Annotated in this window: 14 protein-coding genes; 7 read left to right on the forward strand and 7 right to left on the reverse strand. The window is 66.6% G+C overall.

What is annotated here, in order from left to right; all coding sequences use genetic code 11:
• Positions 1–5: 5 nt before the first annotated feature.
• The 5 genes from VWN43_RS08525 to plsY form a co-directional block, all read right to left on the reverse strand.
• Positions 6–188, reverse strand: coding sequence for a hypothetical protein (locus VWN43_RS08525; RefSeq protein ID WP_050599265.1), 183 nt, complete (start codon positions 186–188; stop codon positions 6–8).
• Positions 188–2,779, reverse strand: coding sequence for a type I DNA topoisomerase (gene topA / locus VWN43_RS08530; protein WP_320182067.1), 2,592 nt, complete (start codon positions 2,777–2,779; stop codon positions 188–190). Before topA ends, VWN43_RS08525 begins: the two co-directional genes overlap by 1 nt.
• A gap of 71 nt (positions 2,780–2,850) precedes the next feature.
• Positions 2,851–3,516 carry a hypothetical protein gene (locus tag VWN43_RS08535; protein ID WP_320182066.1) on the reverse strand — a complete coding sequence of 222 codons (666 nt, stop codon included), beginning with the start codon at positions 3,514–3,516 and terminating at the stop codon, positions 2,851–2,853.
• A gap of 284 nt (positions 3,517–3,800) precedes the next feature.
• Complete coding sequence (gene dprA, locus VWN43_RS08540; protein ID WP_320182065.1) at positions 3,801–4,907, reverse strand: DNA-processing protein DprA; 1,107 nt, start codon at positions 4,905–4,907, stop codon at positions 3,801–3,803.
• Positions 4,904–5,509 (reverse strand): glycerol-3-phosphate 1-O-acyltransferase PlsY, encoded by a 606-nt coding sequence (gene plsY, locus VWN43_RS08545; protein WP_320182064.1) that lies wholly within the window; start codon positions 5,507–5,509, stop codon positions 4,904–4,906. Before plsY ends, dprA begins: the two co-directional genes overlap by 4 nt.
• A 165-nt stretch (positions 5,510–5,674) precedes the next feature.
• On the opposite strand from plsY, the gene murI reads away from it, so the two are divergent.
• The 7 genes from murI (at position 5,675) to VWN43_RS08580 (ending at position 11,781) form a co-directional block, all read left to right on the forward strand.
• On the forward strand, positions 5,675–6,469 hold the full coding sequence (gene murI, locus VWN43_RS08550) for a glutamate racemase (RefSeq protein WP_320182063.1): 795 nt from the start codon (positions 5,675–5,677) through the stop codon (positions 6,467–6,469).
• 108 nt (positions 6,470–6,577) lie between these two features.
• Positions 6,578–7,798, forward strand: coding sequence for a 5-aminolevulinate synthase (hemA, locus tag VWN43_RS08555; protein WP_253515002.1), 1,221 nt, complete (start codon positions 6,578–6,580; stop codon positions 7,796–7,798).
• A gap of 6 nt (positions 7,799–7,804) precedes the next feature.
• Complete coding sequence (locus tag VWN43_RS08560; RefSeq protein WP_320182062.1) at positions 7,805–8,083, forward strand: YdeI/OmpD-associated family protein; 279 nt, start codon at positions 7,805–7,807, stop codon at positions 8,081–8,083.
• A gap of 55 nt (positions 8,084–8,138) precedes the next feature.
• Positions 8,139–8,996: a TauD/TfdA dioxygenase family protein gene (locus VWN43_RS08565; RefSeq protein WP_320182061.1), complete on the forward strand. Its 858-nt coding sequence runs from the start codon at positions 8,139–8,141 to the stop codon at positions 8,994–8,996.
• 52 nt (positions 8,997–9,048) lie between these two features.
• Positions 9,049–10,254, forward strand: a complete 1,206-nt coding sequence (locus VWN43_RS08570; protein ID WP_320182060.1) for a cell wall hydrolase — start codon at positions 9,049–9,051, stop codon at positions 10,252–10,254.
• Positions 10,255–10,318: 64 nt separating this feature from the next.
• On the forward strand, positions 10,319–11,011 hold the full coding sequence (locus tag VWN43_RS08575) for a nitroreductase (protein WP_253514995.1): 693 nt from the start codon (positions 10,319–10,321) through the stop codon (positions 11,009–11,011).
• Positions 11,008–11,781, forward strand: coding sequence for a hypothetical protein (locus tag VWN43_RS08580; protein WP_320182059.1), 774 nt, complete (start codon positions 11,008–11,010; stop codon positions 11,779–11,781). The genes VWN43_RS08575 and VWN43_RS08580 overlap by 4 nt, the downstream gene beginning before the upstream one ends.
• 4 nt (positions 11,782–11,785) lie before the next feature.
• On the opposite strand, the gene VWN43_RS08585 is transcribed toward VWN43_RS08580, so the two are convergent.
• Together VWN43_RS08585 and VWN43_RS08590 are read right to left on the reverse strand one after the other, a co-directional pair.
• Positions 11,786–12,988, reverse strand: coding sequence for a type III PLP-dependent enzyme (locus VWN43_RS08585; RefSeq protein WP_320182058.1), 1,203 nt, complete (start codon positions 12,986–12,988; stop codon positions 11,786–11,788).
• A gap of 189 nt (positions 12,989–13,177) precedes the next feature.
• On the reverse strand, positions 13,178–14,356 hold the full coding sequence (locus tag VWN43_RS08590) for a carboxynorspermidine decarboxylase (protein WP_320182057.1): 1,179 nt from the start codon (positions 14,354–14,356) through the stop codon (positions 13,178–13,180).
• Positions 14,357–14,361: the final 5 nt, after the last annotated feature.

A 14,361-nucleotide genomic window follows, 5' to 3' on the forward strand; every position in this document is an offset into this window, starting at 1 on the left:
GTCCCCTACCGCTTCTTCAGGATCTCGATCTTGTTCTTCTTGGCGAAGTCCTTGGTCGATTCCTCGCTGCGGCCGATCGCCTTGGCGATTTCCCTGAGGCCCTTGCCCTTGCCCGCGAGCAGCCGCAATTGGCCCGCCTCCTCGGACTTCCACGGCTGCTTGTGGCGTTCGAAACGCTCCTTCGCCATCAGCCCGCCTCCGCCTTCTTGGCAGCTGCCTTTTTGGCCGGGGCCTTCTTCTTCGCGGGGGCCTTCTTGGCGGCGGGCTTCTTCTTCGCTGCCGCCTTCTTCTTGGGCGCGGCCTTCTTCTTTTTCGCCGGACCCTTGGCCGCGCGCGCATCGATCAGTTCGATCGCCTGCGCCTCGGTGACGTCCTCGGGCTTCATGTCCTTGGGGATCGTCGCATTGGTGGTGCCATCGGTGACATAGGGGCCGTAGCGCCCCGGCATCACCTTCATCTCGGCGCCGCTGGTCGGGTGTTCGCCGAGCGTCTTGATCGGTTCCGCCTTGCCGCGCGTGCCGCCCTTGCGGTTGGCGGCTTCGGCAAGCAGCGTGACCGCCGCATTCATCCCGGTGTCGAACACGTCGCGCGTGCTCTGCAGCTTGGCGTATTTGCCATCGTGCCGCAGGTACGGGCCGTAACGTCCTATCGCGGCTTCGATTTCCTTGCCGCTTTCGGGATGCTGGCCGACAATGCGCGGCAGGCTGAGCAGCTTCAGGGCCCATTCGAGATCGAAATCGTCGAGGTCCTTGGGGATGCTCGCGCGCTTGGCTTCCTTGCCCTCGCCCAGCTGGATGTAGGGGCCGAAGCGGCCGGTCTTGCGTTCGACCGGGAGGCCGGTTTCGGGATCCTCGCCCATCACCCCGTCATCGGCGCCATCATCGCCCTCGCCGCCGGGCTTGGCGAACTGGCGGGTGAACTTGCAGTCGGGGTAATTGGCGCAGGCGACGAACGCGCCGTAGCGGCCGCCGCGCAGCGCCAGCCGGCCGCCTTCGCGGCCTTCGGTTTCGCACAGCGGGCAATGGCGCGGGTCCTTGCCGTCGGCGCGTTCGGGGAACAGGTAGTCGGACAGGAATTCGTCGAGCACCTCGGTCACTTCCGAAGGCTTCTTGTCCATCACCTCTTCGGTCTTGGGCTTGAAGTCCCGCCAGAAGGCCTCGAGCAGCTTCTTCCAGTCCTCGCGCCCGTCGCTGACGGTGTCGAGCTCGTCCTCGAGCCCGGCGGTGTAGTCGAAGGCGACATATTGCGGGAAGAAGCGTTCGAGGAAGGCGGTCAGCAGGCGCCCGCTTTCCTCGGCGAAGAAGCGGTTCTTCTCCATCCGCACATAGGCGCGGTCGCGCAGCGTCTGGATCGTGCTGGCATAGGTCGAGGGGCGGCCGATGCCGAGCTCCTCGAGCCGCTTGACCAGGCTGGCTTCGGAAAAACGCGGCGGCGGCTGGGTGAAGTGCTGGTTGGCCTCGACACCCTTCTTGAGCGGGCTGTCGCCCTTGGCGATGGCGGGCAGCAGGCCCTCTTCATCGTCCTCGGCATCGTCGCGCCCTTCCTGGTAGACCGCGAGGAAGCCGGGGTATTTCACCACCTGCCCGGTGGCGCGCAATTCGTGCTGGCCGGTGGCCTCGCGCAGCGTGACGGTGGTGCGTTCGAGCGAGGCGGCGGCCATCTGGCTGGCCATCGCGCGCTTGAAGATGAGGTCGTAGAGTCGGCCCTCGTCGCCGCTGCCCGCGCGGTCGCGGTTGAAGTCGGTCGGGCGGATCGCCTCATGCGCTTCCTGCGCATTCTTGGCTTTCGTCTTGTACATCCGCGGGCTGTCGGGGAGCGCATGGCCGCCATAGCGATCGGCAACCGCCTTGCGGCAGGCCGAAATCGCGCTGCCATCCATGCTGACGCCGTCGGTCCGCATGTAGGTGATCGAGCCCGCTTCGTAGAGCGACTGCGCGCAGCGCATCGTGTGGCTGGCGGAAAAACCGAGCTTGCGCGCGGCTTCCTGTTGCAGCGTCGAGGTGGTGAACGGCGGCGCGGGATTGCGCTTGAACGGCTTGGTCTCGACCTCCTCGACCGTGAAGTTGGCGGTTTCGACCGCCTGCTTCGCGGCGGCGGCGCTGCCCTCGTCGCCGAGCGTCAGCTTGTCGAGCTTCTTGCCCTCGAACCGGACCAGCCGCGCGTCGAACTCGCTGCCGTCCTGCTGCAGCTTGGCGATCACCGACCAGTATTCGTCGGCGCGGAAATGCTCGATCTCGATCTCGCGGTCGACGATCAGCCGCAGCGCGACCGATTGCACGCGGCCCGCGCTCTTGGCGCCGGGCAGGCGCCGCCACAGCACGGGCGACAGGGTGAAGCCATAGAGATAGTCGAGCGCGCGGCGCGCGAGATAAGCGTCGATCAGCGGCTGGTCGAGCTCGCGCGGTGCCTTCATCGCATCGGTCACCGCCTGCTTGGTGATCGCGTTGAACGTCACCCGGTCAACCTTGGCGGGCAGCGTCTTGCGCTTCGCCAGCAGCTCGCGCACGTGCCACGAAATCGCCTCGCCCTCGCGGTCGGGGTCGGTCGCGAGGACCAGCCGGTCAGCGCCCTTCGCCGCGTCGCTGATTTCCTTGAAGCGCTTCTGCTTGTCGCGATAGAGCTCCCAGTCCATCGCGAAATCCTCGTCCGGGCGCACGCTGCCATCCTTGGGCGGCAGGTCGCGGACGTGACCGTAGCTGGCGAGAACCTTGAAGTCCTTGCCGAGATATTTCTCGATGGTTTTCGCCTTGGCGGGCGATTCGACGATGACCAGTTGCATGGAGGTAAAAACAGTCCCTTACGTGTGTACGTGCGTATACGCGCGAAAATGGGGCCCGGGTAAGAGCGCCGTCAAGCGGGAGATTGCACCGCCGCATCTTTGGCCGCTGGCGCCATCAGCAGCCGGTAGCTCGCAACCGACAGCAGGACCAGCCAGACGCTGGCAAGCACGGCAAGCAAGTTAGCAAGGATCGTGAAGGCCAGCGGCGCAGACCCCCATAGGCTGGCGGGCATCGCCCATACCGCCCCGCTCGCCACGCCCAGGAGAAACGCCCCCGCCGCGTGGAGCATCAGCGCGCCGGTCGACCTGCCGGTCGCTTCCCAACTCTGCTTCATGGCCTGCACCGCGCCGTCATTGCGCACCAGCACATCGCAGACCCCGGGCATCCACCGCGCCATCAGGACGAGACCCGGAACGATCAGGAGCAGGAAGCCGAAGATGATCGCCAGCCCCCAAAGGACGGTGAAGACCAGATAGGCCAGGAACCCGCCGCGTTTGCCCTGCGCGAACAGCCCCGCCTCCGCCATCAGGAGGAAGATCAGCACATAGACCAGATAGCCGTCGACCAGCATGATCAGCGTGCCCACCATCGTGAAGTCATCGCCGTAATGCCATTCCTCCACGGCGTAGGCAGCGGTCGTGCACAGGAAATACAGCGTCAGCGGCACCGGCAGCATGCGCGCCAGTCGCAGCATCTCCAGCCCAATCGTGCGAAAATCGACCGCTCTCGGTTCCATCGTGCCCCCGTTTCCGGAAGGCCGGGTAAGAGTGCGTCCCTGAATCGGCAAGCGTCAAACGCAGAACGGGCCGCCCGTATAGGAGGTACGGAGGCGGCCCGTCGCGCGCGCTGCGAACAGCGCCCGCTGTCTGATCTGCTGTGCTTTCGGCGCCCGAGTCGCGGGCGGGGAAGACGCCACGATATGACAAGAACGACATATGGAATTGCAAGAATGCGCCAATTTTCCTGCTTTCCGTAACGTCACCCCCGAGCTCGCCGCGGGATGGCCGGCAGGCGAGGCGGTTACTTCAGGCTCACCCGTCCTGCGGCGTGGCGTTCGAGCTGTCCGGCGATCTCCAGTTCGAGCAGCGCAAGCTGCACTGCCGCGGCGGGTGTGCCCGACTGGCGGATCAGTTCGTCCACTGCGACGGGGGCGGCGGTGAGCAGCCCGGCAATGTCGGCGGGTTCGGCCTGGGCCAGGTCTTCGGGCGTGTAGTCGAAGCCATTGGCCGGTTCGCGGAAGGTCGAGCGCGGTTCGCCGGTGAAGGTGCTCAGCAGTTCGGCCACCTCGCCCGGTTCCTGCACCAACACCGCGCCTTCGCGGATCAAATGGTTGCAGCCGTGGCTGCGCGCCTCGAGCGGGCTGCCGGGGATCGCCATGACCTCGCGCCCCGCCTCGCCCGCCAGCCGCGCGGTGATGAGGCTGCCCGATTTGACCGCCGCCTCGACCACCAGCGTCCCGCCCGCCAGCCCGGCGATGATCCGGTTGCGGCTAGGGAAATGGCTGCCGCGCGGTTCGGTGCCCGGTGGCTGTTCGGCCAGCAGCAGCCCTTCGCTGGCGATCCGCTCCTGCAGATCGGCGTGCTGCGGCGGATAGGCAATGTCGATGCCGCTGGCGATCACGCCGATAGTGTGCGGAAAGGCGCCCTCATGCGCGGCGCCGTCGATCCCGCGCGCCAGCCCCGAAACCACGGTGAACCCCGCCTCGGCCAGCCCGCTGGCGAAATCGCGCGCCAGCTTGACCGCCGCCGCGCTGGCATTGCGCGCGCCGACCATGGTGACGCAGGGCCGCGCGGCCAGGGCGAGGTCGCCGCGCCAGGTGAGGATCGGCGGCGCGCTGTCGAGCTGGCCGAGCAGCGCAGGGTAATCGGGCTGGTCGTGGAACAGGTATTTCGCGCCTGCCTGGCGCACCGCCTCGACCTCGCGCTCGACCGTCTCGGCCGCGATGGCGCGATAGGCGCGCCCGCCGCGGCGGCCCAGATCGGGCAGCGCCTCGAGCGCCTGCACCGCGCCGCCGAAACGCTGCAGCAGCATGGCATAGCTGACCGGGCCGATATTGGGCGAGCGCAGCAGCCGGATGCGGGCGAACGCCTCGTCCTGCGACAGGGCCGAGGTCGCCGCGCCGGTCATCCCCCGGCGGTGTCCTTTCTGCCACCGACGCGGGGCTCCTCGCCCTTGGCCAGCCGCGCGATATTTTCGCGGTGGAGATAGATGATCAGCAGCGCGATCGCGCCGAGCACGGGGAAGAACTGCGGATAGCCGAACAGCGGCGCTGCGGCCGCCGCCGCGACCACCGCGGCCATTCCGGCGAGCGAGGAGATACGGAAGATCGCCAAAATGCTGAGCCAGACGAAGGCATAGGCCAGCCCCAGCGGCCAGGCGAGCCCGAAGGCCACGCCGGCATTGGTCGCCACGCCCTTGCCGCCCTTGAAGCCGAGCCAGACGGGGAAACAGTGGCCGAGCACCGCGGCCCCGGCGGCAAAGGCCATCGCCACTTCGCCCCACAATTGCCCGGCAATCGTGACCGCGGCGAACCCCTTGAGCAAATCGAGCAGCAGCGTGGCCGCGGCCAGCCCCTTGTTGCCGGTACGCAGCACGTTGGTCGCGCCGATATTGCCGCTACCGATGTTGCGCACATCGCCCATGCCCGCGGCGCGGGTGAGCAGCAGCCCGAAGGGGATCGAACCGATCGCATAGCCGAGCAGCGCCGCCCAGAGCACGGTGGTGGTCATTTCTGCTGGCACGATATACCCCAAGCTACGCCCCGAGCGTCCCACCACCGCAGGCGGGCGTTGCCCCGCGGCCGTTTTTGCGTTCTAGCGACCTAGAAGAAAGTACCGGGTTAGGCCAAGACCCAACTGCGAAACCGGCCTGCCAATTCGAACGGATCTGGAGCTTTGGACCAACATTCCCCCATCCTGCTGTTCGATTCGGGTGTCGGCGGACTGACCGTGCTGGGCGAATTGCGCGCGCTGCTGCCGCAGGCGCCGGTGATCTACGCCGCGGACATGGCCGGCCTGCCCTATGGCGCGAAGAGCGAAGCGGAGGTGGCCGCGCGAGTCGCCGGGCTGCTCGGGCGGATGGCCGAACGCTACCAGCCGCGGCTGATCTGCATCGCCTGCAACACCGCCAGCACGATCGCGCTGGGCATGGTCCGCGACGTGCTCGAAACGCCGATCGTGGGCACGGTGCCCGCGATCAAGCCCGCGGCGGCGATGACCCAAACCGGGGTGATCGGCCTGCTCGGCACCGAGGCGACGGTGCGCCAGCGCTATGTCGACGACCTCGAACGGCAATTTGCCCGCGAATGCACGCTGTTGCGGTTCGGCGCGAACAATCTCGTCGCGCTGGGCGAAGCGAAACTGCGCGGCGAGGAGGTCGATATCGACGATGTCGCGCGCGCTGCCTCGGGCCTCGTGCTGCAGGACCATGGCGAGCGGCTCGACACGGTGATCCTGGCCTGCACGCATTTTCCGCTGCTCGAGGCCGAATTGCGCGAGGCCTTCGGCGCGGGCGTCGGTTTCGTCCATGGCGCTGGCGGGATCGCGCGGCGCATCGCCTCGCTCACCGAGGGCCAGTCCTTCGCCCGCAGCGCACCCGATTTCGCCGTGACGACCGGCGATCTCGATGATTTCAAACGGCTTGCCCCGGCCTTCGCGCAACTCGGGATCGAGGATTTGCGTCCCTTCTGACTTGCGAGCCACTCGCAAAGATCGCGGTAGCGATTTGCAACGTATTCGATTAGGGCGACCGGCACAGTCAGCCGCGGACGGGCGGTGCAGATACGGGCGAATACGCCAGTGAATTACGACCAGATCTTCGACGAAGCGATTTCCCGGCTGCACGAGGAAGGCCGCTACCGCGTCTTTATCGACATCCTGCGCAACAAGGGTGCCTTCCCCAATGCGCGCTGCTTTGCGGGCCACAACGGCCCCAAGCCGGTCACCGTGTGGTGTTCGAACGACTACCTCGCGATGGGTCAGCACCCCAAGGTGATCGCGGCGATGGAAGAGGCGCTGCACGATGTCGGCGCAGGCAGCGGCGGCACGCGCAATATCGGCGGCAACACGCATTACCACGTCCAGCTCGAAGACGAATTGTCCGACCTCCACGGCAAGGACGCCGCGCTGCTGTTCACCAGCGGCTATGTCTCGAACGATGCGACGCTGTCGACCGTGGCCAAGCTGCTGCCCGGCTGCGTGATCTTTTCCGACGAACTCAACCACGCCAGCATGATCGCCGGGATCCGCAATTCGGGCTGCGAAAAGCGCGTCTTCCGCCACAACGACCTCGCCCATCTGGAGGAATTGCTGGCCGCCGAAGACGAAGCCACGCCCAAGCTGATCGCCTTCGAAAGCGTCTATTCGATGGATGGCGACATCGCGCCGATTCACGAAATCTGCGACCTCGCGGAAAAATACAACGCCCTGACCTATGTCGACGAGGTCCACGCAGTGGGCATGTACGGCCCGCGCGGCGGCGGCATTTCGGAACGCGACGAAGCCGCGCACCGGATCGACATCATCGAAGGCACGCTGGGCAAGGCGTTCGGCGTGATGGGCGGCTATATCGCGGCCGACAAGAAGATCGTCGACTGCATCCGCTCCTATGCGCCGGGGTTCATCTTCACCACCTCGCTCAGCCCCGCGCTGGTCGCGGGCGTGCTGGCCGCGGTGCGCCATCTCAAATCGAGCAACGAGGAACGCGAAGGCCAGCAGGCCGCCGCCGAATTGCTTAAGACCAAGATGCGCGATGCGGGCCTGCCGGTGATGGACAGCGTCACGCATATCGTCCCGCTGATGGTCGGCGACCCGGTCCGCGCGAAGAAGATCAGCGACATCCTGCTCGCCGAATACGGTGTCTATGTGCAGCCGATCAATTTCCCGACCGTGCCACGCGGCACCGAGAGGCTGCGCTTCACCCCCGGCCCCGCGCATACGCCCGCGATGATGGACGATCTGGTCGGCGCGCTGGTCGAAATCTGGGACCGCATGGATCTGGAACTCGCGCAGGCCGCCTGACCCGGAATGGCGGCGCCTGCTGATCCCGATTTCCGCCACGCGCTTCCTCCCGAACTCGAAGCATTGCTCGACAGCGATGCCGCGCTGGCCGCGAAATGGCAGGCGCTGACCCCGCTGGCGCGCAACGAATGGATCTGCTGGACGATCTCGGCCAAGCAGGAACCCACCCGCGCCAAGCGCCGCGCCCGGCTGCACGAGGAAGTGCTCGACGGGAAGAAGCGCCCGTGCTGCTGGCCCGGATGCCCGCATCGCCGCGCCAGCGCACGCAATTTCGTCGCTCCCTGAAAGCCGATGCAATCGCGTGCCGCCTGTGGCATGCTCTGCGGCAGGGAGAGAGAATATGGCCACCATTTCGGACCGCGCGACGCGCGATACCGGCACGCTCGATATTCGTCCGCTGACCCCGGCGATCGGGGCGGAGATACTCGGGATCGACCTCGGCAGCCCCGACACTGCCGCGCGCATTCCCGAGATCCGCGCCGCGCTGCTCAGCCACGGGGTGATCTTCTTCCGCGAACAGGACATCACCACCGCGCAGCATATCGCCTTTGCGCGCGCATTCGGCGAACTGGAAATCCATCCCGCCACGCCGAAGGACCAGCCGAACCGCGAAGTGCTGCGGATCGAGCATGGGCCCAAGAGCCGCGGACAGGAAAATGCCTGGCATTCGGACGTCACCTGGCGCGAAGAACCCTCACTCGGCTCGATCCTGCTGGCGCGCGAAGTGCCCGATTGCGGCGGCGACACGCTGTTCGCCAATATGCACCTCGCCTACGAGCGGTTGTCCGACCCGATGAAGACCTTCTGCGAAGGGCTGACCGCGGTGCATGACATCGCGCGGGTGTTCGCCAAGCGGCTGGGCAAGCGGCCCGAGGAACTGCACGATACCTACCCGCCGATGCGCCACCCGGTGATCCGCACGCATCCCGAAACCGGCGAACGCGCGATCTACGTCAACACCGCCTTCACCTCGCATATCGAGGGACTGGCGGAAGGCGAGAGCCGCTGGCTGCTCGATCACCTGTTCGCCACCGCCAAGGATGCCGAAATCCAGTGCCGGTTTCGCTGGCAGGCGGGCTCGGTCGCGTTCTGGGACAACCGGGTGTGCCAGCACTTCGCCGCGAGCGATTATTTCCCCGCGCGCCGCGTGATGGAACGCGTGACGATTGCCGGCGACAAGCCCTTTTTCACGCCCTGAACGGCTATCGTAACAGCTTGGTAGGCGGGGCATTCCTCCCTAGATAGCCGCCATGGACGGCCCCGCCCCTGCCCCGCGCGAAGAACGCGCCCTAACGCCGCTGCTGGCGCTCGCCGGGCTGGTGCTGCTGCCGTTCCTGCTGCTCGCGCTGTTCGGCGGGACGCCGGTACCCGCAAACGACCAGCGGGCGAGCGATGCCCGAGCCGAAACCGCCCCCATGCCGGTGCCCGATCTTCCCGCGACGGGCGACGACACCGTGGTCCTCTCGGATCTACCCGTAGGCGTTGCGCAGGCGCGCAATGCAGGCGTGGCGTTCGCCGCGATGGGGCCCGGCAGTGCGTCTCCCTTTACCTTTCGCGGCAGCGCGGCGGACCGCGCCCGCGCGCGTGACTGCCTCGCGCTGGCGGGAATGGCCGAGGCGGGCGGCGGCGATGGCGACCAGCGCGCGGTGATGCAGGTAATCCTCAACCGCGTGCGCCATCCGGCGTTTGCGGGCACCGTCTGCGGCGTGGTGTTCGAAGGCTCGCAGCGGCCCACCGGCTGCCAGTTCAGCTTCACCTGCGACGGCTCGCTCGCGCGGCGCTATTCCGATGCGGCATGGAATGCGGCGCGCGCGCGGGCAGAGGACATGCTGGGCGGCGCGACGCATGCCCCCGTCGGCAATGCCACGCATTTCCATGCCGACTACGTCTATCCGTGGTGGAGCGACCGACTCGACAAGGTGGCCAAGGTGGGGCCGCATATCTTCTTTCGCTGGCGCGGCTTCTGGGGCAGCCGGCAGGCGCTCTCGGCACGCTATGCAGGCGGTGAGCCCGATCCGCTGCGGCTGCGCGACACCGCGCTGGTCATCGCCGCCGCCAATCCGCTGCCCGGCCTGCTGGGCAGCGGCGAGGCGGTGCGCAGCATCACCCGCGACAGCGTGGCGCGCGCCGCCGGCGAGCCGCCGCGCGCAGCCGCATCCCCCGGCCAGCCCGGCCCGGGCGCAGGCGTGCATTTCGTGCTGGTATCGCCCGGCGATTCGCCGGGCGCGCTGGTCGATCGGGCGCGCAGCCTGTGCGCGGGCGGTGGCTATTGCCGCGTGCAGGGATGGAGCGATCCCGCGCAGGTCCCGGCCAGCCTGCCGCTGAGCGACGCAGCACGGCGCAGCCTGCGGTTCAGCTTCGCCGCGGCGAATGCCAATGGCGGCGAAGCGGTGTTCTTCGACTGCCGGCTGTTTTCCGCGCCGGACATCGGAACCTGCCTGCCCGCCATCCCGTAGGGGATTTGTCGGCGCTGGCGTGGCACGCTAGTCCTACCGGCAACACTATTGGGAGCGAGACTGAATGAGCGGCAATCCGGACATGACCTATGACGAGGTGGTGATGGGACGCCGCTCGATCCGCGGCTATCTCGACAAGCCGGTGCCGCGCGCGGTGATCGAGGAAGTGCTGACGCTCGCCATGCGTTCGCCCACCTCGATGAACACCCAGCCGTGGCATTTCCACGTCATCACCGGCGAACCGCTCGACCGGATCCGCAAGGGCAATACCGAACGCATCCTCGCAGGCGAGCCCGACAGCCGCGAGTTCCGCCGCGGCGAACCCTTCGCGGGCGTCCACCGCGAACGCCAGGTCGGTGTCGCCAAGCAATTGTTCGGCGCGATGGGGATCGAGCGCGACGACAAGGACAAGCGGCAGGACTGGGTGCTGCGCGGCTTCCGCCAGTTCGACGCGCCGGTTTGCGTCATCGTCACATACGACCGCGAATTGTCGGGGAGCGACGACACGCCGTTCGATTGCGGCGCAGTCACCACCGCGCTGGTCAATGCCGCATGGAGCCGCGGGCTCGGCTGCGTGATCAACAGCCAGGGCATCATGCAGAGCCCCGTGGTGCGCGAACATGCGGGCATCCCCGACGACCAGGTGATCATGAAGGCGGTCGCGCTGGGCTGGCCAGACGAAAGCTTCCCCGCCAATGCGGTGGTGAGCGAGCGCAAGAGCGTGGACGAGGCCGCGCGCTTCGTAGGCTTCGCATGAGCGACCGCTTCGTCGACCTGGGCAGCGGTTTCTGGACCGTCCGCGGCAGCTTTCGCATCGGCGGCTTCTTCGATGTCGGGACGCAATGCGCGCTGGTGCGGCTCGCCAGCGGCAATTTCGTCTTCCTCGACAGCTATACGCTGACCGATGAAATCCGCGCCGAGGTCGACTCGCTGACCGATGGCGGCGCGAAGGTCGAGGCCGTGATCAACCTGCATCCGTTCCACACGCTGCATTGCGACTGGATGCACACTGCCTTCCCGCAGGCGAAGCTGTATGGCACCGCGCGGCATCATGAAATCCTGCCCGACCTGCCGTGGGAAGATGTCCGCTGCGAGCAGGATGCGCTGGCGCAGCTCTATGCCGATGACTTCGCCTTTTCGGTGCCGCGCGGCGTTACGCTGGTGTCCGATGACGACAGCGTCCACTTCTCCTCGGTCCTCGCGCTGCACCGCGCCAGCGGGACGGTGCATGTCGACGATACCTTCGTCTATCTGCGCAAGGGCTTTCCGCTGTCGCTGCTGCCCTTCACCGGCCGTCTGGGCTTTCACCCGACGCTGGCCAAGGCGCTCGAACCGCGCGCGGGCGCGGCGGACCAGTTTCGCGAATGGGCGATCAGGCTCGGCGTCGACTGGGCGGATGCAAAGCGCATTGCCGCCGCGCACAATGCGGTGCTGCCGCTCGACCGGAAGCCATTGCCCGACCTGATCGGTGAAGCGCTGGGCCGGGTGAAGCCGGTACTCGACGCACACCGCGCCGAATACGACTGACCGCTCAGCGCAGGCTTACCACATTGTCCGCCGCGGGACGCTGGCGGCTGCCGTCGTAGAGGCTCGCCATCGGTTCATCGGTGACCACCACGCGGTCGGCCGCGCCGAAGCCGTTGAAATCGGTCTTCATCGCCGCGCCATAGGCGCCGAGCATGCCGATCTCGATGAAATCGCCCGCCTGGATGTCCTCGGGCAGGACGAAGGGGCCCTGCATATAGTCGGCATCGTCGCAGGTCGGGCCATAGAAGGCGAAGTCCATGTCGGGCTTGATGAGGTCGTCCTCGAGCGCGCGGACGGGGAATTTCCAGTCCACATGCGCGGCATCGAACAGCGCGCCATAGGCGCCGTCGTTGATGTAGAGTTCCTCGCCGCGGCGCTTCTCGACCTTGACGATGAGCGACGAATATTCGGCGCACAGCGCGCGGCCCGGCTCGCACCACAATTCGGCATTGTAGGCGATCGGCAGGTTGTAGAAGTTCTGGTGGATGATCTGGAAATAGTCTTCCAGCGGCGGCGGTTCCATTCCCGGATAGACCGACGGGAAACCCCCGCCGACATCGATCATGTCGATCACCACCGAGGCCTCGCCGATGGCGACGCGCACGCGTTCGAGCGCCTGGACATAGGCAAAGGGCGTCATCGCCTGGCTGCCCACGTGGAAGCACACGCCGAGCCAGTCGGCATGCTGGCGTGCCTGTTGCAGCAGCGCCGGCGCCTCGGTCAGGTCGCAGCCGAATTTGGACGCGAGGCTGAGTTCGGAATATTCGCTCGAGACGCGCAGGCGGACGCACAGGCGCAAGTCCTGCGCAGGCTCGCCCTCATCGTCGCGGCAGGCAATGACGATCTTTTCCAGCTCCTCGACCGAATCGAGGCTGAAGGTGCGCACGCCGTGCTGGCGGTAGGCTTCGCGGATCGCGCTGGGCGCCTTGACCGGATGCATGAAACACAGCGTCGCGCCGGGCAACGTGGCGCGCACCAGCCGCACTTCGGCGATCGAGGCGACGTCGTAATGCGTGACGCCATTGTCCCACAACACCTGCAGCAGGTCGGGCGAGGGATTCGCCTTCACCGCATAGAGCGACTTGCCCGGAAACTTCTCGACGAAGAAATGGGCGGCGCGCGCGGCGGCGTGCGGGCGATTGAGGATGATCGGTTCGTCCGGCTGGAGAGCGCGAACTACGGACCGGGCGTCAGGAAATGTGTGCAACTCAAGGGACCCCCAAAACGGCTAGGTTTCAGACAAGGCTGCCTTGCGGATCGGATCCCCTTGGGGCAGCGGAGCGGCGCACATAAGCGAGATGCGCGATAAAGCAAGCGGAATCGGCCGGTTCGGCCCTGTCTATGTCACTGTATCAAAGGTCGAGCACGCCTGGCGTTCCATGGCGCAGTCGCAGCATCAGCTCAGCCGGTCGCGGAAGGTGTCGTAACCGAACTCCTTGACCAGCTCGAGCTGGTCACTGTCGCTGTCCCAGAGATAGATGCTGGGCAGCTGGACGCCGTTGAACGTATTGGTCTTGACCATCGAATAATGCGCCTGGTCGAGGAAGGCGAAGCGTTTGCCGACCTCCGCCCCGCCGGGGATCCGGTAATCGCCGATCACATCGCCCGCGAGGCACGACGGGCCGCCGATGCGCACCGCGGGGACCGCCTCGTCGCTGCTTTCGCCGAGCATTGCGGGGCGATAGGGCGCCTCGATCACGTCGGGCATGTGGCAAGTGGCCGATACGTCGGCGACCGCGACGGGCAGGCCGTTGAAACCGGTATCGAGGATCGTGCCCACCAATATGCCCGCATCGAGCGCGACTGCCTCGCCCGGTTCGAGATGGATTTCCGCGCCGGTATCGTCCTTCGCATCGCGCAGGAACTCGATCAGCTCCTCGCGCTGGTAGTCGGCGCGGGTGATATGGTGCCCGCCGCCCATGTTGATCCATTTGAGCTGGCCGAACCACGGCTCGATCGCGTCGAACACCTTGTCCCAAGTGGCCAACAACGGCTCGAAATCCTGCTCGCACAGATTATGGAAATGGATCCCGTCGACCTGCGCCATGATTTCGGGGGTCAGCTGGTCGAGCGGGAAGCCCAGCCGGCTGCCCGGGCTGGAGGGATCGTAACGCGGCACCTCGCCCGTGGGATGCAGCGGGTTGATCCGCAGCCCGACATCGAAATCCTGCCCCGCGGCGCGCGCGTTCTCCATGATCAGCGTCGCGCGTTCGAGCTGGCCGGGCGAATTGAAGATCACATGGTCGGACAGGCGGCAGACCTCGTCGAGCTCCTCGGGCTTGTAGGCCGCCGAATAGGTCGCGATCTCGCCGTCGTAGAACTCGCTCGCCAGCCGCGCTTCCCACAATCCGCTCGTGCATACGCCGTCGAGATATTCGCCGATGATCGGCGCGGTCGACCACATCGAAAACGCCTTGAGCGCGCTGAACATCTTGATCTCGGCGGCATCGCGCACCTCGGCCAGCACCTGGCAATTGGCGCGCAATTTCGCCGCGTCGACGACGAAAGCGGGGCTGTCGACGCGGTCGAGGTCGAATTGCGCAAAGGCGCCCGGATCACCGGCTTTGGTTTCCATAGGGT

This window comes from Qipengyuania sp. HL-TH1, from assembly GCF_036365825.1.
In the GTDB taxonomy this organism is placed as follows: Bacteria; Pseudomonadota; Alphaproteobacteria; order Sphingomonadales; family Sphingomonadaceae; genus Qipengyuania; species Qipengyuania profunda.